22 protein-coding genes are annotated in these 17,029 nt (G+C 43.9%); all 22 read right to left on the reverse strand.

Features of this window, described 5'->3' with window-relative positions; all coding sequences use genetic code 11:
* Positions 1-4 precede the first annotated feature (4 nt).
* The 22 genes from M0R36_01500 to M0R36_01605 all read right to left on the reverse strand — a co-directional run bounded on the left by M0R36_01500 (position 5) and on the right by M0R36_01605 (position 17,015).
* A complete protein-coding gene (locus tag M0R36_01500; GenBank protein ID MCK9554486.1) occupies positions 5-874 on the reverse strand; it encodes an MlaD family protein in 870 nt (289 codons plus the stop codon).
* 21 nt (positions 875-895) lie between these two features.
* Positions 896-1,540: a phosphopantothenoylcysteine decarboxylase gene (locus tag M0R36_01505; protein MCK9554487.1), complete on the reverse strand. Its 645-nt coding sequence runs from the start codon at positions 1,538-1,540 to the stop codon at positions 896-898.
* Positions 1,537-2,109, reverse strand: a complete 573-nt coding sequence (locus tag M0R36_01510) for a hypothetical protein (protein MCK9554488.1) — start codon at positions 2,107-2,109, stop codon at positions 1,537-1,539. Before M0R36_01510 ends, M0R36_01505 begins: the two co-directional genes overlap by 4 nt.
* A complete protein-coding gene (gene rpoZ, locus M0R36_01515) occupies positions 2,069-2,290 on the reverse strand; it encodes a DNA-directed RNA polymerase subunit omega (GenBank protein ID MCK9554489.1) in 222 nt (73 codons plus the stop codon). The genes M0R36_01510 and rpoZ overlap by 41 nt, the downstream gene beginning before the upstream one ends.
* A gap of 41 nt (positions 2,291-2,331) precedes the next feature.
* Entirely contained in the window at positions 2,332-2,946 is a 615-nt protein-coding gene (gmk, locus tag M0R36_01520; GenBank protein ID MCK9554490.1) for a guanylate kinase, read from the reverse strand.
* Positions 2,936-3,808 carry a YicC family protein gene (locus M0R36_01525; GenBank protein MCK9554491.1) on the reverse strand — a complete coding sequence of 291 codons (873 nt, stop codon included), beginning with the start codon at positions 3,806-3,808 and terminating at the stop codon, positions 2,936-2,938. The genes gmk and M0R36_01525 overlap by 11 nt, the downstream gene beginning before the upstream one ends.
* Positions 3,809-3,812: 4 nt before the next feature.
* Positions 3,813-4,394, reverse strand: a complete 582-nt coding sequence (gene pyrE / locus M0R36_01530; GenBank protein MCK9554492.1) for an orotate phosphoribosyltransferase — start codon at positions 4,392-4,394, stop codon at positions 3,813-3,815.
* Positions 4,395-4,508: 114 nt separating this feature from the next.
* The gene (locus tag M0R36_01535; protein MCK9554493.1) at positions 4,509-5,816 is read right to left on the reverse strand and encodes a HEAT repeat domain-containing protein; all 1,308 of its coding nucleotides are present in this window, start codon (positions 5,814-5,816) and stop codon (positions 4,509-4,511) included.
* Positions 5,816-6,508 (reverse strand): orotidine-5'-phosphate decarboxylase, encoded by a 693-nt coding sequence (pyrF, locus tag M0R36_01540; GenBank protein ID MCK9554494.1) that lies wholly within the window; start codon positions 6,506-6,508, stop codon positions 5,816-5,818. The genes M0R36_01535 and pyrF overlap by 1 nt, the downstream gene beginning before the upstream one ends.
* Entirely contained in the window at positions 6,505-7,422 is a 918-nt protein-coding gene (locus M0R36_01545; GenBank protein MCK9554495.1) for a dihydroorotate dehydrogenase, read from the reverse strand. The genes pyrF and M0R36_01545 overlap by 4 nt, the downstream gene beginning before the upstream one ends.
* 157 nt (positions 7,423-7,579) lie before the next feature.
* On the reverse strand, positions 7,580-8,374 hold the full coding sequence (locus tag M0R36_01550) for a dihydroorotate dehydrogenase electron transfer subunit (GenBank protein ID MCK9554496.1): 795 nt from the start codon (positions 8,372-8,374) through the stop codon (positions 7,580-7,582).
* The gene (locus tag M0R36_01555) at positions 8,361-9,644 is read right to left on the reverse strand and encodes a dihydroorotase (protein MCK9554497.1); all 1,284 of its coding nucleotides are present in this window, start codon (positions 9,642-9,644) and stop codon (positions 8,361-8,363) included. Before M0R36_01555 ends, M0R36_01550 begins: the two co-directional genes overlap by 14 nt.
* On the reverse strand, positions 9,641-10,588 hold the full coding sequence (locus tag M0R36_01560) for an aspartate carbamoyltransferase catalytic subunit (GenBank protein ID MCK9554498.1): 948 nt from the start codon (positions 10,586-10,588) through the stop codon (positions 9,641-9,643). The genes M0R36_01555 and M0R36_01560 overlap by 4 nt, the downstream gene beginning before the upstream one ends.
* Entirely contained in the window at positions 10,581-11,126 is a 546-nt protein-coding gene (gene pyrR / locus M0R36_01565) for a bifunctional pyr operon transcriptional regulator/uracil phosphoribosyltransferase PyrR (protein MCK9554499.1), read from the reverse strand. The genes M0R36_01560 and pyrR overlap by 8 nt, the downstream gene beginning before the upstream one ends.
* 172 nt (positions 11,127-11,298) lie before the next feature.
* Positions 11,299-11,835 (reverse strand): hypothetical protein, encoded by a 537-nt coding sequence (locus tag M0R36_01570; GenBank protein ID MCK9554500.1) that lies wholly within the window; start codon positions 11,833-11,835, stop codon positions 11,299-11,301.
* A 402-nt stretch (positions 11,836-12,237) separates the two neighbouring features.
* Entirely contained in the window at positions 12,238-13,218 is a 981-nt protein-coding gene (locus M0R36_01575; protein MCK9554501.1) for a class I mannose-6-phosphate isomerase, read from the reverse strand.
* 35 nt (positions 13,219-13,253) lie between these two features.
* Positions 13,254-13,505 (reverse strand): hypothetical protein, encoded by a 252-nt coding sequence (locus tag M0R36_01580; protein ID MCK9554502.1) that lies wholly within the window; start codon positions 13,503-13,505, stop codon positions 13,254-13,256.
* Between the two features lie 28 nt (positions 13,506-13,533).
* Positions 13,534-14,289, reverse strand: coding sequence for a fumarylacetoacetate hydrolase family protein (locus tag M0R36_01585; protein ID MCK9554503.1), 756 nt, complete (start codon positions 14,287-14,289; stop codon positions 13,534-13,536).
* On the reverse strand, positions 14,286-15,224 hold the full coding sequence (locus tag M0R36_01590; GenBank protein MCK9554504.1) for an RluA family pseudouridine synthase: 939 nt from the start codon (positions 15,222-15,224) through the stop codon (positions 14,286-14,288). Before M0R36_01590 ends, M0R36_01585 begins: the two co-directional genes overlap by 4 nt.
* 18 nt (positions 15,225-15,242) lie before the next feature.
* Complete coding sequence (gene lgt, locus M0R36_01595) at positions 15,243-16,013, reverse strand: prolipoprotein diacylglyceryl transferase (protein MCK9554505.1); 771 nt, start codon at positions 16,011-16,013, stop codon at positions 15,243-15,245.
* A 6-nt stretch (positions 16,014-16,019) separates the two neighbouring features.
* On the reverse strand, positions 16,020-16,616 hold the full coding sequence (gene lspA / locus M0R36_01600) for a signal peptidase II (GenBank protein ID MCK9554506.1): 597 nt from the start codon (positions 16,614-16,616) through the stop codon (positions 16,020-16,022).
* A 12-nt stretch (positions 16,617-16,628) separates the two neighbouring features.
* On the reverse strand, positions 16,629-17,015 hold the full coding sequence (locus M0R36_01605; GenBank protein MCK9554507.1) for a TraR/DksA C4-type zinc finger protein: 387 nt from the start codon (positions 17,013-17,015) through the stop codon (positions 16,629-16,631).
* Positions 17,016-17,029: the final 14 nt, after the last annotated feature.

The raw sequence follows: 17,029 nt of genomic DNA on the forward strand, positions 1-17,029 counted from the left end.
TTTTTTAATTACCCATCAAATACCCCTGGTTCATGGACTCATCCGTATTTTCGCTTGTCCTCGGGGATGTCCTGCCGGGAGTAACTCTCCTGTCGCTGCCGCCTGGCCTGCCGAGGTCCCTGTCAACGGAAGGATGGTCGCCTTTGTCTTTGTAACCCCAGACAATGGAATTAGGCTTATCGGCTATTTTAGCGGTGAAAATCTTTGTATTATCCATTATATCGCCTATATCATCATCTATTTTCTTTGTTATGCTATTAATATTACGGGCGCTGGTTCTGATTTCCTGAACCGTACTCCTTATATCTTCTTTGTTTTCCGCTAACATCAAGTCCGCATCATTAATAAGTTTCTTTGATGAATCCAGGAGCCCTTCCACCTTTTCACCGAGAGTATGCAATTTAACCTGGACCTCTTCAAGCAAGGTTCCCATCTCTATTGATTCCAACCCCAGTATTTTATCGCCGGCTTTAAGAAAAGCCGTGTCCCTGCTTCCGGGAGAGAAATTTATATATTTGCTTCCCAGAAATCCCATTGTCTCTATCCTCGGCAAGGCATCCTCTTCTATGTGGATGCCGTAATTAACCTGCAGGGTTACTTCGCAATTATATTTTTTATCGTACAGCTTACAATATTTTTCCCTCTCATCCGGAGTCAGGATCCTGATATTGGTAACTTTTCCTATGCTATCCCCCGCATATGTCACGGGAGAATCTTCCTCAAGTTTGCTGACAGAGGAAAAAAGCACGTTGATTTCATACGGTTTTTCGAAAAAGTGGAAATCCCCCACCGATGTTATAAGAAAAATCAGCAGGACTAAACAGATAATGACCATTAATCCGGTTTTTATTTCGTTCTTATAATACTCAGCCATCTTTTCCTCCGAATAAATTATTTATTTCCCAGCTTCGTTCAGTTTTTCAATTTCTTTAACAATAATATATCCTAATCTATTTTTCGATATTTTTCCAATTCGATTTTTGCGGCCGCCTTTAAACAGGATAACCGCGTCTATCATGCCGGAATCAAAGCCGGGGCCTTTTCTCCCGACTTTATTCGCAATAATCATATCACATCTCTTGTTTTTAAGCTTCTTCAGCGCGTTTTCTTCAATTTTATCCGTTTCAGCCGCAAAACCCACTATGACCCTGCTCTTTCCGTATTTCCCGCCAAGTTCGGAAAGTATATCGGGCGTCCTCTTCAGTTTTAACGTCAGGAAACTCCCGTTCTTTTTAATTTTGCCGGCTGACATCTTAACAGGGGTGTAATCCGCGACAGCGGCGCACATAACCACCGCGTCGGCGCGCCTGACTTCCCTCATAACGCTGTTTTTCATTTCCCCGGACGTTTCGACACCGATAACTTTAACGCTTTCCGGACAATCAATATTACAGGGCCCCAGTACAGCCGTTACTTTATGTTTATTTTTTAAAAGAGCGTCTATCAGGGCCTTCGTCATCTTGCCCGAAGACCTGTTGGTAATAAACCTGACAGCATCAATATATTCCCTTGTGGGCCCTCCGGCCAGAAGAACTTTCATCCAAAATAATCCCTTACCTCCCGCAATATATCCGCGGGTTCCGGCATGCGTCCCTCGCCATCCTGACCGCAGGCCAGCCTGCCTTTAACAGGCCCGGCAAATAAGCACCCGTCTTTTTTCAAAGTTTCGACATTCCTTTTAATCACGGGTTTCAGCCACATTCTTGAGTTCATCGCGGGAACTATCATTGTTTTTTCACTTTTTACCGACAACGCAAGCGTGGAAAGGAGGTCGTCGCATATACCGGCAGCTATTTTGGATATCACATTCGCGGTAGCGGGCGCGATTAAAAGCAGGTCACACCAACCGGCTAAAGCGATATGTTCAGGGTCAGAATCCGCATTCGAATCGAATAAATCGGAATAGACAGGGTTTTTTGTCAAAGTCCTGAAAGTCAATTTCCCGACGAAAAATCCGGCATTGCCGGTCATGACAGTTTTGACTTCCGCTCCTTCGGATACCAGAAAGCTTACCAGCATGGGTGTTTTATAAGCCGCTATTGAACCGGTAATTCCTACTATAATCTTCTTATTTTTTAATGTCTTTTTGTTTACCGAGCTTTGCCGCATTTACTATTTTACCTTTTTTAATCTCTTCCAAGGCTATATCAATGTGTTTTCTCTTCCTCGTATTTTCAACCAAAGGCCGGGCGCCGTCGGAGAGAGCCTGAGCTCTTTTAGCAGCTAAAATTATTAATTCGTAGTGGCTTCCGATACCTTCAGGCAAATTATCATAACTGACTTTTTCCATTACAGAATCACCTCTTATGAGACTTGTTTTATATCCCGCTTTTAGTATAAGAAATCCCTCTTGAATTTCTTAATGAAGGAAATGTTGTTCTTAACGCCGCACTTCTCAGCCTTTATTATGGATTGCATCAACGACAAGGATTCAGAAAGCTTATTGTTTATTATAACATAATCATATCTGTCTATATAAGATATTTCTTTTTTCGCTATTTTAAGCCTTTTCAAAATCTCATTTTTCCCGTCGGTTTTTCTGCCTTTGAGCCGCGCCGCAAGAGCCGTTCTGGATGGAGGAAGAACAAAAATAAATACCCCTTTTACCCTGCTCATCAGCTGGACCGCGCCCTGAACATCAATATCCAGCAAAACATCTTTCCCTTTTTTTAACGCGTTTTCTATGACCGCGCGGCTTGTGCCGTATTTGCGCCCGAAAACATCGGCATGCTCCAGAAAAGCGTTTTTCTTCAGCATCTTCCTGAATTTATCGTCCGTAACAAAAAAATAGTCTACCCCGTTTTTCTCGCCTTTTCTGGGAGCCCTTGTGGTAAAGGAAACAGAATAAACCGCGCGGGGGTTTTTCCGCAGGTATTCCCGGCAGATAGTGGACTTGCCGGCTCCCGAGGGCGCCGACAGGACTATAAGCAAACCTTTATTCGACATTTTGTATCTGCTCCCTGATCTTTTCAAGTTCCGCTTTAAAATTTATTACATTGGATGAAATCCTGTAATCATTCGCTTTTGAGCCGATAGTATTTATTTCCCTGAACAATTCCTGAATCATAAAATCCATAGACCTGCCTACTTCGCCTTTTCGCGCCATTAATGCGCCGAACTGCGAAAAGTGGCTTTCAATCCTGGTTATTTCTTCGGAAATATCGCATTTTTCGGCGTAGAAAGCTATTTCCTTTATGATTCTCTCGTCATTAACATTTTTGTCTATACGCTTCAGATTATGCAATATTTTCTCCCTGTATGATTTAAGGGCTATATTTGAATTGCTTTTAATTTTTTTTAAAATCTTAGTTAAGCCCTTAACCCTCGAATTTACATCCCTGTAAAGGTTTTTCCCTTCTTCCATTCTCATCTTCATAAACAGGGTAAGAGCCTTTTTCAACACCGGTTTCAAAGACATCAGAATTTCTTTTTCAGGTATTCTTTTATACGAAGTATATGTAAGTTCTCTGAGGTTCATCAGGTCGGCCATACAGAAATCGGGGGCTATATTTAAAATACCCGCCGCTTTTTTAAGTTTTGATATGAACTGTTTCGCGGCGACAATATTTATTTCGGGATACGCCGTATATTTCGAAGCCGGCCTGAGATAAACGTTAATATCCAATTTCCCCCGGTAAAGATATCTGGATAATTCCGCTCTTATATCTTTCTCTATCCGGCAGAATGAGCGCGGAATGTTTATATTTAATTCAAGTCCCTTTTTATTATAGCCTGAAATTTCCACGGATATTTTCCCTATTGAAGTATCCGCTTCGCTGAAACCGTACCCTGTCATACTCATAAACATAATGTCATTCCCTGTTAAGGTTTCTGCTTCCCGGTTTTTCGGCCTTGCCGCCCTTTACGCAAAGAGGGCAATCCTGAGGCCGGTAACTCTCGACTTGCAAAGACAATAGAGGCCTGAAATGGACCGGAAAACTGATTTTACCGCCGCTTCTGTCAACTATAGACCCGATTCCTATGACTTCGGCTCCGGCTTCTTTAAAAATAGAAACCAGTTCGAGTATAGAGCCGCCGGTCGTAATAACATCTTCAACAAGAAGCACTTTCTGGCCTTTTTTTATGCTGAAACCCCTTCTCAGGGCCATCTTACCGTTCACTCTCTCCGTAAATACCGATTTGACCCCAAAGGCGCGGGCAACTTCATGGGCTATTATTATACCTCCGACCGCAGGGCCGGCTACAAGGTCCACTTTGCTGTCAGCGAACAAATCCTTTATTTTTTGCCCGAGTTCTGTCGAAATTTCCGGGTTCTGAAGAAGTAAAGCGCACTGGAAATATTTATTGCTGTGAAGCCCGCTTGTAAGTTCAAAATGCCCTTCCAGAAGGGCTCCTGTTTCAAGGAGTTTCTTTATAAGTTTTTCACTGTCCATATTTCTCTCTGTATTGTCTGCCGGTATCGTTTTCACATATCATTTACAGGATATATTCCTCTTTTGAGGCAATTTTTCATTATATAGCAAAACGGTAAGCTAAAAAAGATATTTTTATCGGACAAGAGTAAAAGCGGACGCCGCTCTTTTTATTTTTTCAACGGCTGAGACAGATTCCTGCCTTACCCTGATATTTTGATCGGTAGCCAGGCCCGACAAAGGGATTAACGCGCTTGAGTCACCGATGTCCCCCAGCGCTTTTGCGGCTCCCCACCTGACGTTACTATGGGGATCTTTCAAAGCTTTTATCAGCAATTTAACCCCGTCCTTGCCTGTTTTTCCTAAAGTTTCCGCCGCGCTTGTCTGAATGGAAGAATCATCCTCTTTTAATTTTTCCAGCAGTACAAGGACAAGAGGTTTTACGGCAGAATCTCCGATCTCAATCAAAGCATCAGCGGATGCTATCTGAACAGCGCTGCTTGTATCCTTTTCAACCTTTTCTATCAACGGGTCTATGGACTTTTTATCTTTCATTTTACCCAGGGCGACAGCGGCCTGTTCCCTTACCTTTTCGCTTTTGTCATTTAACGCCGCCATAACATAAAGCGCCGTCTTTTCATCTTTTATATCGCCCAAAGCTTTTAAAGAAGCGACTCTCTCATTCACATCCGCGCTTTTCAGCTTCTCCAGACAAACATTCACCGCGCTTTTCCCTATTTTCCCCAAAGCCAGCGCCGCCGCATCTCTTATCTCGCCGACATCATCGGAAAAAAGCTGCGCTATATCATCCACAGCGTTTTCATCGCCTATTTCTCCAAGCGCGCGGACAGCTTCTTCTCTTATATACCTGTCATCGTCTGAAAGAAGCTTTTCAAGCGGACCAACCGCGTCTTCGGATTTTAAGGAGGCGAGGGCCTTCGCGGATTCAAGGACAACATACCTGTCTTTCCCTGATAAATTCCTTATGAGAGGCCTTATTCCTCTTTTATCTCCCAGCTGCCCGAGAGCATAAGAAGCAGCCCCCCTGACATACCAGTCTTTATCATCAAGAAGTCTCAATAGCGGGGAGACAGCCCTCTGTTCTCCTATCTCTCCCAGGGCTTTGGCCGCTTCCCACCTCACGTACCTGTCTTCATCCTTTAAATTGTCAATGATATATTTTACCGCGCGCCCGTCTTTAAGCTGTCCCAATGAATGGATAGCCGCTCCTTTGACCCTCCAGTCCTTGTCGTCAAGAAGCAGGATAAGAGGCTTTACAGCCCTCCTGTCAGCTTTATTCCCGAGTTCTACCGCGGCTTCATAACGGACATCGCTGTTCCTGTCCCCTAACTGTCCTATCAAACCGGACACTTCATCCGCCGGTAAACGCGAAGAAAACAGGATGAGAAAAACAGCAAGAAATATTTTCAGGATTTTTAGCATCAGATTTCGCCGAGAATTTTATCAGCGGCTTCCACAGGATCAGGCGCGGACGTAACCGCTCTGCCGATAACTATATAATCAGCCCCTTTATTAAAAGCAATTTCCGGGGTTACTATTCTCTTCTGGTCGTCCGCGGAAGCCCAGACAGGCCTGATACCGGGAGTCAGGACAATAAAATCCCTGCCGCATTCCTTCTTGATCATCTCTATCTCTTTTGCTGAAGACACAACTCCGTCCAGTCCGGACTCCTTAGCGAGATTTGCCAGCCGCAGGACCTGGTCTTCAACTTTTCTTTCAACTCCTGTTTCACACAGGTCATCGGAAGACATGCTCGTAAGCACCGTAACACCGAGAACAATGGGAGAAGGTTTATGATTTTTAGCCGCTTTAACGGCTTCCTCCATCATCTTCCTGCCGCCGGAAGCATGCACATTAAATATTTTAACTCCGAGCGAGCAGGCCGAAACCGCTGAGCCCCTTACAGTGTTCGGGATATCGTGGAATTTAAGGTCCAAAAATACATCCGCCCCGAGAGAAGCGATTTTTTCAACAACAGCGCCGCCGCATTTAGTGAATAACTGGCTCCCCACCTTGAAAAAATTTATTTTCCCCTTTAACTTCCCGACAAGCGACAGCGCTTCCGTATCACTGTCAAAGTCAAGCGCGATAATTATCCTGTCTTTTCTCTTCAATGTACGGCAACTCCGATTAACTCTTTGAGGGAAGATATTTTATTCTCCGCTAAATATTTCCTGAATCCGCCGATAATCTCAGGCATTACAAGAGGATTGTAAAAATTGGCTGTTCCGACCTGAACAGCATTTGCTCCCGCCATAATAAATTCAAGGGCGTCTTCAAAACATTCAATCCCGCCTACCCCGATTATATCAGCGCCCGTGGCTTTTTTCACTTCATATACCATCCTCAGCGCTATCGGTTTTATTGCGGGCCCGCTGAGGCCGCCTGTGCAATTCGGAAGCAGAGGCTTCCTGTTATTTATGTCTATAGACATTCCTTTAACCGTATTAATCAATGTTAGCGCGTCCGCGCCGGAATCGATGCAGGCCCGGGCAATCTCGACTATATCCGTGACATTGGGCGAAAGTTTCGCTATTAATACGCGTTTATACTTTTTCCTTACGGACTTAATCACGCCGGACGCGGTATCAGCCCCGACCCCGAAGGCAATCCCGCCTTTGCTTACATTCGGGCAGGAAATATTCACTTCAACAGCCGAAACATCTTTTTCGGCGTCAAGCCGCTCCGCTATTGCGGCATAGTCATCAATGCTATCGCCGGCTATATTGGCAATTACTACGCATTTATTGTCTTTTAAAAACGGGAGTTTTTCCGAAATGAATTTTTCAACGCCGACATTTTGAAGCCCCACGGAATTAAGCATTCCCGCAGGCGTTTCGGCGATTCTGGGAGGTTCGTTTCCATGCCGCGGCTCAAGCGTCGTCCCTTTGACAACTACAGCGCCTAATTCACCGGGATTATAAAATTCAGCATATTCTTCGCCGTAACCCCATGTTCCCGACGCGGGCATAACCGGATTTTTTAACTTTAATCCGCCGACTGCGGTAGATATATCAATATTTATCACTATAAACATTCTCCAAATTTAAAAACTTGAAACAAAAATTTCAAATATCAAATACACATTAACCACAGATAACACAGATTCACACAGATGTAAAATTTGATTGGGAAATAACATATTTTTCATTTACCTCAACTTTAAATCCAAAACCTGAAAAACATCAATAAATCACTTTACTCCCGTCAAAGACAGGCCCTTCTTTGCACACTCTCTGATATTCTTCTTTGCCGCCGGACCGTATTTTAACAACGCATCCAAGGCATGCTCCCATCCCGCAGCCCATCCTTTCCTCAAGAGACACGAAAATCCTCATTTTGTTTTCCCCGGCAAAAGCCGACAGTGACTTAAGCATGGGCCTGGGGCCGCACGCGCAAATGATTTTTTCATCCTTGATTATCTCACCGATTTTTCCGGTTACATTCCCCCTGCTGCCCAGGCTGCCGTCATCAGTACATACAAAAACATTCCGCAAAACAGATTTGAATTCATTGATAAAATACGCTTCATCCTTGTTTTTAAAACCGAGGACCAGAGAAGTCTTTTCATTATTCCGGAGTTTCTTCGCGAGAAAATACAGAGGAGCGGCGCCTAATCCCCCGCCCGCGAGCAGGACAGGCTCATTCACTGCCTGAAACCCTTTTCCGAGAGGGCCCATCACGGAAATCTTATCTCCCTTGCTTAACTCGGAAAGATACAATGTGCCTTTTCCCTTAACCTTAAATATCAATTTAACGGTATCGGCATCCGCATCGGCTATGCAGAGGGGCCTGGGAAGAATCGTTCTTTTCTGTGTTTTGGGAATAATATATACAAACTGCCCGGGTCCGGACTTTGATAACTGGGCTGATGAACTTATTTCAACCAGAAAAGTCCCTTTAACTATTTCATTAATATTTATTACTTCTCTCAGGCCGAAGAATATCTTCTCGCTGCTAAGTTTTTCACGGGAGTTCATTATAAGCAATTTTTCCGCCGACAATAGTTAAAACGGGTTTCCCTTTTAAATCCCATCCGACAAAAGGGGAGTTTTTGCTCTTTGAATAAAAATCATCTGTTTTTACCGTCCAGTTTTTCTCCGTGTCAATAACGGTAAAATCAGCGTCCGCCCCCTCAGACAGGTGTCCCTTATCTTTAAAGTTCAGTATCTTCGCGGGATTCAGGCTGTACCTCTCCGCGATCTGCGTCAGGTTTAAGATCTTCCTGTGGTAAAGATGCGTAAATGTAAGCCCGACCGAAGTTTCAAGTCCGATTATACCGAAAGGGGCAAAATCGAATTCCACATCCTTTTCATGCTGGACATGCGGCGCATGGTCCGATGCAATCGCGTCAATTACACCTTCCTCCAACCCTCTGATAACGGCTTTGCGGTCTTCTTCAGTCCTCAGCGGAGGCTTCATCTTGAAGTTAGTGTCAAAACTTTTAAGGTATGAATCGGACAGGGTAAAATAATGCGGCGCTGTTTCCGCCGTAACTTTCAAGCCTTTCTTCCTGGCTCTTCTTATTAAATCAACGGCTCCGGCAGTGCTTATATGGGCTAAATGAACATGGGCATCCGTCATCTCGCTCAAGATAATATCCCTGGCAACAATAATATCTTCGGATGCGGAGGGAATCCCTTTCAGCCCGAAACGCACGGAATTCTCGGAAAAATTCATAACGCCGTCGCCCGAAAGACTGAAATCTTCACAGTGGTCAATAACCGGAATCCCGAACATCGAGGAATACTCAAGCGCCCTTCTCATCAAATTACTGTTCATTACAGTATTCCCGTCATCCGACAAGGCAACCGCGCCCGCTTTTTTCAGGGCGCCCACTTCCGTTATATCTTCTCCGGACCTTCCCCTGGATACGCACGCGACAGGAAACACATTCACAACGCCATTCGCCCTCGCCTGGGAATAGATTAATTCAACTATCCCCTCGTTATCCACGGGAGGTTCTGTATTGGGCATGCAGACAACAGAGGAAAAACCGCCATGGGCGGCGGCAAGCGTGCCTGTTTCAATCGTTTCCTGGTCTTCCCTGCCGGGTTCCCTTAAGTGGACATGCATGTCTATAAAACCCGGGAATACCACGCGCCCGTTCAAATCTATCACTTTACAGCCGGATCCTTTCAGCGATTTTCCTCTCTGGGCCACTTTTCCGTTTTCGGCGAGAATGTCCAGTTTTTCATCAATATTATTTTTAGGGTCTATAAGGCGACCGTTTTTAAGGAGCAGTTTCACATTACACCTTTACCTTTTCTGCCGCCGGTAACAAGGAAGAAAACAGCCATCCTGACCGCCAGCCCGTTCGTAACCTGGTCAAGGATTACGGAAAAAGGACCGTCCGCGACCGATGCCGACATCTCAACCCCCCTGTTAATGGGGCCCGGGTGCATGATGATAGCATCTTTTTTTATCTTTTTTACTCTTCTTTCATCAAGGCCGTAAAGGTCCGAATACTCTCTCAGTGAAGGGAAAAGATTTTTTTTCTGGCGCTCTTTCTGTATCCTGAGCATATTTATCACATCCACATCGCCTATTATATCGTCAAAGTTATGAGAGATTTTCACGCCCATGGATTCAAAATATTTCGGGACAAGCGTTGTCGGCCCTACAAGTATCACTTCGGCCCCTAATTTCGTAAGTCCCCAGATGTTGGAACGGGCAACCCGGCTGTGCAGTATATCTCCCACAATCGCGACTTTCAGGTTTTCAATCCTGCCTTTTTTCTGCCTTATGGTAAAAATATCCAGAAGACCCTGCGTCGGATGTTCATGCGCCCCGTCGCCCGCATTGACAACCGAAGCCTCAAGTATTTTCGAAAGCATATGCGCGGAACCGGGAACAGAATGTCTCATCACAAGTATATCTATTTTATAAGCGGCCAGGTTTTTCACGGTATCTATCAATGTTTCCCCCTTAGTAAGGCTGCTGCCTGAAGTCGAAACATTGACAATGTCCGCGCTCATCCTTTTTTCCGCAAGTTCGAAAGATGTTTTCGTCCTGGTGCTCGGTTCAAAAAAGAGGTTAACAACCGTTTTTCCCCTTAAAACAGGGACTTTCTTTATCGCGCGGGTTGATATCTCGTAGAAGGACTTGGAAGTATCAAGGATATGGAAAATCTCATCGGCGGTTAATTCCTCCAGCCCGAGCAAATCTTTCCTTTTCCATACAAACTTATTCATCTCGCCTCTCCAATGTAACCTTGTCATCCACCTTATCGGTTTCCTCCAAATACAGCGTTATTTTCTCATCCTTTGCCGTAGGGACATTTTTTCCCACATAATCGGCTTTTACAGGAAGTTCCCTGTGCCCACGGTCAATCAAAACCGCAAGTTCTATTTTTTTCGGCCGGCCGAAATCCATTAACGCGTTCAAAGCCGCCCTCACGGTCCTGCCGGAATAAAGTACATCATCCACTAAAATCACAACCTTATCCGTAAGGTCATCGTTAATCTCCGTGCTGTGGACCACCGGCTGTTCGTCAATCCTGTCAAGATCATCCCGGTAAAAAGTTATATCGAGTATCCCAAACGGTATTTTCCGCTTTGTAATCGCCGAAAGCTTGCTCAAAAGCCTTTCGGCAAGCTGGACTCCACGCGTCCTCACGCCGACGATCACGATATCCTCCGCCTTTTTATTTTTCTCTATAATCTCATGGGCCATCCTGGTGATAGCCCTTGAGATATCTTCCTTATCCATAATTTTTATAATCGCAGCCATAAAAGTCTCCCGGAAACAAAAAAAATCCCCTCCTGTAATCTCATACGGAGAGGTTTAATAACAGCATAATTTTCATTTTTTCTCCTTTTCCGGACTCACAGGACCGGTTTAAAAGGTTAATTTTCTGTGTAACAATACCGTACCATAACCGTTTTGTCAAGCTGATTTATTGTTAAATCTGTACCTGTTTCGAAAGGAATTCGTCAAAAAAAACCCTGCCTGAAGGATTCTTCTCTTCGTTAACCACATAGCCCAAAACCCTTAATTTCACCGTATTCCTCGGGGCTTTATCCGAGACTACCATTTCTTTGTATTTACTGTTACCGCTGATTTTTTCGCTGTCCCAGCCCTGAATGATATTGCCTTTTTCATTCAGCGCTTCCACCCTGAGAAAAGCTTTTGCTCCGGTGAGGCCCGCCGTCTTTACATAAACCCTGACCACAAATTCCTTATTCTCCGCATGCGCGATATCCTGAAAAACAGCATTGGATTCCCCGCGTCCGGGATTTGACGGGCCCATGGAAACATCAATAACAGCGGCATATTTTCCAAAATGGACATCTTCTCCGGAATCGGTTATATCCCAGTGGCCGTAACATACCCATTCCTGGAAATCGCCGGATTCAAAACTGTTGTTGGAAATATCCAATTGCTGGGAGAACACAAGGGAAGCAAGAAGAAAAATACAGAGGAACAACATTTTTTTCATTCTATCCTACTCCTTTGTTTTAAACTTTAAAAACTCAACTCACCACAGATAACACAGATAATCACAGATAAAGCCTTAAAAAACTCAACTTAAATACCGGAAACCCGGATATAATTATTTAATAACTTTCTGATATTCCATCTTTGGATAACTGCCGCAATTGATTAAAAATTCCAAACGATTACCCGTTATTTTTAGATAATTATGAATTTGCGGCCTGTGTTCTTTGTTTTTCTATCTATGCCCATTTGTATCTATCTGTGGTTATAATATTTTAGCTGTTGTTTCTTGTTTTTTTAATCTGTGTGTATCTGTGTTATCTGTGGTTAAAACTCTTTTTTTTATTATTTATTTCTTACTTAGCAATCAAATAACTCAGCAGCTTGATATTTTACCGCTTTTCTACTTTTTTCCGATTGTCACAACCGCGGTTGAAAAATCTTTGCCGACATTTTTAAGGGAATACCCGGGAGCCGACGCGGGAATGACACAGGAATATCCTTTTGAAAGCCTTTCAACCACATTACCGGTTTCCACTTCAAATTCGCCTTTAACACAGGATACGATATTAAAACTATTCTTCGTCCTTAATTTAATCTCACTGGAAACCCTGTACGCGTTATTAGAAAAATATTTACAGCTGACCATCGGCCTTTTACTGTTATTTCCCAGAACCTGTTCTTTGACCGGAACGACAGGGTCTTTTGAATCATTGAAATCTATGACTCTTAACGCTTTTTCCACATGGAGTTCTCTCGGTTTTCCGTCGAAACCGACCCTGTCCCAATCGTAAACCCTGTAAGTGACATCGGCATTCTGCTGGATTTCAAGCAGGACTATACCCGCGCCTATGGCATGAACCCTGCCTGACGGAATAAAAATAACATCATCCGGCTTAACTGGAAAAGTATTTAACAGTTCCGGAAGTTTTTTACCCTCCATTGCTTTTTTAAACTCTTCCCTGCCGGTTTTTTCCTTCAATGCCGCGGTAATCTTCGCGCCGGGTTCCGTTTCTATTATGTACCACATTTCCGTTTTTCCGGAACTGCCGTTTTCATTCTTTTTCGCAAAAGCGTCATCGGGGTGCACCTGGACGGACAAAACATCCACGGCATCGATGACCTTGACAAGGACCGGAAACCTGCCGGTTGCGATATTTCCCAGAAACCCGTCTTTAAACCTGTCAACCAGCTCCGTAAGGGACATTCCCTCATATTCCCCGTTTTCAACAACCGACATGCTGTCATGCCTGTCGCTGATTTCCCATGACTCGCCGATTTTAAGGCCGGGGGGGAAAGGCTTATTATATTTTTCCACAAGGGCCGAACCGCCCCATATTCTCTCTTTGTAAATAGGCTTGAATTTAATGGGATATACTTTCATTTTACCTCAGTCTTATGTTGTGTGATGTCCGGAAATCAATGTATCTCTTTCAGTGATTTTTTAAAATTTTCCTTAATTATTTCTTTCCCGGTTTTATACTTTTTAAGCAGATACATGATCTGTATTACGCTTACTATAATAGCACAAACCGCAAAAATAAAACAAAGAACCCAGGAAATAACAGAAACAATATGATTTTTCCCCATGGCGATAATACCGGCGGCGGAAAATAAACAAATAAAAACAAGCAGCAGCTTGTTGATAAAATATAACCTTTTCTTTAACATCGCTCCCGTTTGACGGCCCTCCCAAAAACTATATGACCTTATTCCTGAGCACGCCTATATTTTCTATTTCAACCTCAAGTATATCATTTTTTTCGACAGGGCCTACACCCGCGGGAGTGCCCGTTAAAATCACATCCCCCGGGCGGAGTGTCATTATTTTCGATATAAAACTTACCACATAACCTGTCTTAAAAATAAAATTTGAAGTGTTTGAATTCTGAAGAATCTTACCGTTACGCCTGAGTTTTATAGACAGGCTGTCCGGGTTAATATCCGTCGAACAACAGGGCCCGAAAGGGCAAAAAGTATCGAAAGATTTTGCTCTTGTCCACTGCCCGTCTATCTTCTGCAGGTCTCTTGCCGTAATATCATTGGCGCAGCAAAAGCCCAGGATGCCGGCTTTCGCGGTTTTTTCATCCGCATGCGATATTTCTTTTTTGATGATTATTCCCATTTCGGCCTCATAGTCCACTCTTCCGGACATTGACGGATACACGATATTGTCCTCATGGCCTATAACCGCGGTCAAAGGCTTCAGGAAAATAACAGGTTCCGAAGGTGTAGCCATATCCAATTCCTTCGCGTGGTCCGTATAATTAAGCCCGACCGCCACAATCTTCGAAGGCGCGGAAGGAGGCAATATTCTTACATCCTCTTTTTTTACCGCCGGGCCGGTTTTATCCAATTTCGCGAACGGGGAACCTTCGCACAGGATAAGCCCGCCTTTTTCATCCTCTACGCTCCAATGCTCACGGCCTTTATACTTTATCCTGAATATTTTCATTTTTTTCCCATAAGTTCAGCGTCCAGATATCCTATTATACTACTCATATCTCCGGGAAGCGATGACTGAAAGCGAATTTTTTCCCCGGTGGAAGGCAAATCAAATTCAAGGCCGGCGGCATGCAGCATCTGCCTTGAAACCGTAATATCCCCCACCTTATGCGTTCTTGATCCGGCATAGACCCTGTCGCCGAGAATGGGAAACCCTTCATTGGCAAGATGGACTCTTATCTGGTGAGTCCTTCCCGTAAAGAGCCGGGCCGAGACCATGGAATAACTATTCCATCTCTTTAATAACCTGAATCCGGTACGGGCCTGTTTTCCGCCCGGGACAACAGCCATTTTCTTCCTGTCGTATTTAGACCTTCCTATAGGAAGGTTGATATCAAACTCCGGAATTATAACCCGGCCGAATACAATCGCATAGTATTCCTTGATTACTTTCCTGCATTTGAACTGCTCTGCAAGATCATTATGCGCTTTATCATTTTTAGCTATGACCATCAGACCTGACGTGTCTTTATCAAGGCGATGCACGATACCCGGCCTTATAACACCGTTTATCCCGGAGAGGTTCCCTATATGATACATCAGGGCATTAACAAGCGTATTATCATAATTTCCGGGAACGGGATGCACGACCAGGCCTGCGGGTTTATCAATGACTATAATATCTTCATCCTGATACTTTATATCAACAGGTATGTCTCTGGGAATTATCCGAAGGGGCTTCTTTTCGGGGATATTGACTGTCACAACCTGGCCCGGAACCATTTTCCGGCTCGGCCTGCAGGACAGGCCGTTTACAGAAACACATCCATCCTCTATCAGTTTTTTTATAAAATTTCTTGAACAATCGGGCATCTTTTCAGAGAGGAACTTGTCGATTCTCTTTCCCGAACTTTCAATATCCGCGTTTAAAGAAAGTGTCTTCATAAAATTTCAGGATACAGGCTATATGTAAAAAGATTTTTTTGATTTAACAACGCACAGCATCGCAATACCCGAAACACAAAGGAATATACTTACCAGCTGAAAAACCGTAAGGTTGAAAAAGGCCTTTCCGTTATCCCCCCGCAGAAATTCGGTCCAGAACCTCATAAAAGGATGCAGAATCAGGTAAAAAGCGAAGACTTCGCCTTTCGACCTCCTCTTGCTGAAAATCCGGGCTAAAATAAAAAAAATCATCAGGTTCAGAAAGGAATTATACAACTGGACCGGATGAAGCGGTATGCCCTGTAATTCTTCCGGCATAATTTCCTTATGCCTGAATATCACTCCGCACGGCAGGTTTGTAGGAGTCCCCCAGCAGCACCCGTTCAAAAAACATCCTATCCTTCCGATAGCCTGCCCGAGGGCAAGCGAGGGAGCGATCACATCTGCGATATCCCATACATTGATTTTCCTGATACGGCAAAAAACAGACACGGTAACCATGGAAAACAGGACACCGCCGAAAACGGCAAGCCCGCCTTTATCAAGCCTGATAATCTGCGCGGGGTTATTAATATAAAAATCAAGGTTAAGCAATATGAAGAATATCCTTGCCCCTATTATTCCGGACAGGATAACAACAAGCCCCAGGTCGAGAATTACCTGGCTGTTGATGTTAATGCTCCTGGCGCGCCGCGCCGCGGCATAGATAGCCGCCAGAAAAGCCAGCGAGAGCATCAACCCGTAAGAATAAACCGAAATATCGCCGAATTTAAACAACACAGGATACATATTCTGTTATTGACCTTTCAGAGAAGGCTCTTTCGCCTCATACTTCCACAAATACACAAGTATCAGAAAAGTACCGATACAGATACAGGAATCCGCTACATTAAAAGCGGGCCATCTTTCGAGAGATATATTGAAAACATCTATATTAATATCAGGGATATCAACATCTATAAAATCAATTACATAACCCCTGCTTATCCTGTCGAACATATTGCCTAAAGTCCCCCCGGCAAAAAGAGATATTCCGAGCATAAAATAAAAAGGGCCTTTAAAAACAGACTTCCTGAAGAAAAAAACAGCGGAAAGGGCGGCCAAAGACAGAATAATAAAAATATTTCTGACAAAAGGTATGTCTTTGAAGATTCCGAACGCCGCGCCCGTGTTTTTAACTATTATTATCGATAAAATGCTTTCGGGGTTGTATGCCGGCAGGGTTTTTTCGAACCACGAAACCGCAACGGCTTTCGTCACCTGGTCAAACAGCATGACAGAAACAATTATAAAAAGAAAAAGGATTATTCTTTTAGAGATTTTTACCGGTTTTTCATTCAAGTCTTTTATGTAATCACAGCCTTTTTCCGGGCTATCTTTTTCTTTAAACATTTCGGCACGTTATTATTTCTTCTTTTTCTCCAGGTTTTCTTTGCATTCGACGCAATATCTGGCATAAGCCCGCGCTTTCAACCTGGTTTTATTTATATCCTGACCGCACATCTCGCATTTACCGAACGTGCCGTTTTCTATGCGCTCAATGGCATCCTGTATCTCATATAGTATTTCCTGTTCCTTTTTCATAAGGTCAAGGGTAAACTCTCTTTCAAAATTGTCGGAACCCATATCCGCGAGATGCATTGAGTAACCGGACAAATCACCCGAAGAATCCCTTTGGGAATTATTAAGAATTTGTTTTTCCATGGAAGACACATCGCCGGTGATCCTGGCCTGTTCTTCAAGCAGTTTTTTCTTATACTGTTCAATGTCTTTTTTTGTCAGCTTTGCCATGTGTTTCCCCCATT

The sequence above is a fragment of the bacterium genome, from assembly GCA_023228325.1.
Classification (GTDB): Bacteria; Auribacterota; UBA6266; order UBA6266; family UBA6266; genus UBA6266.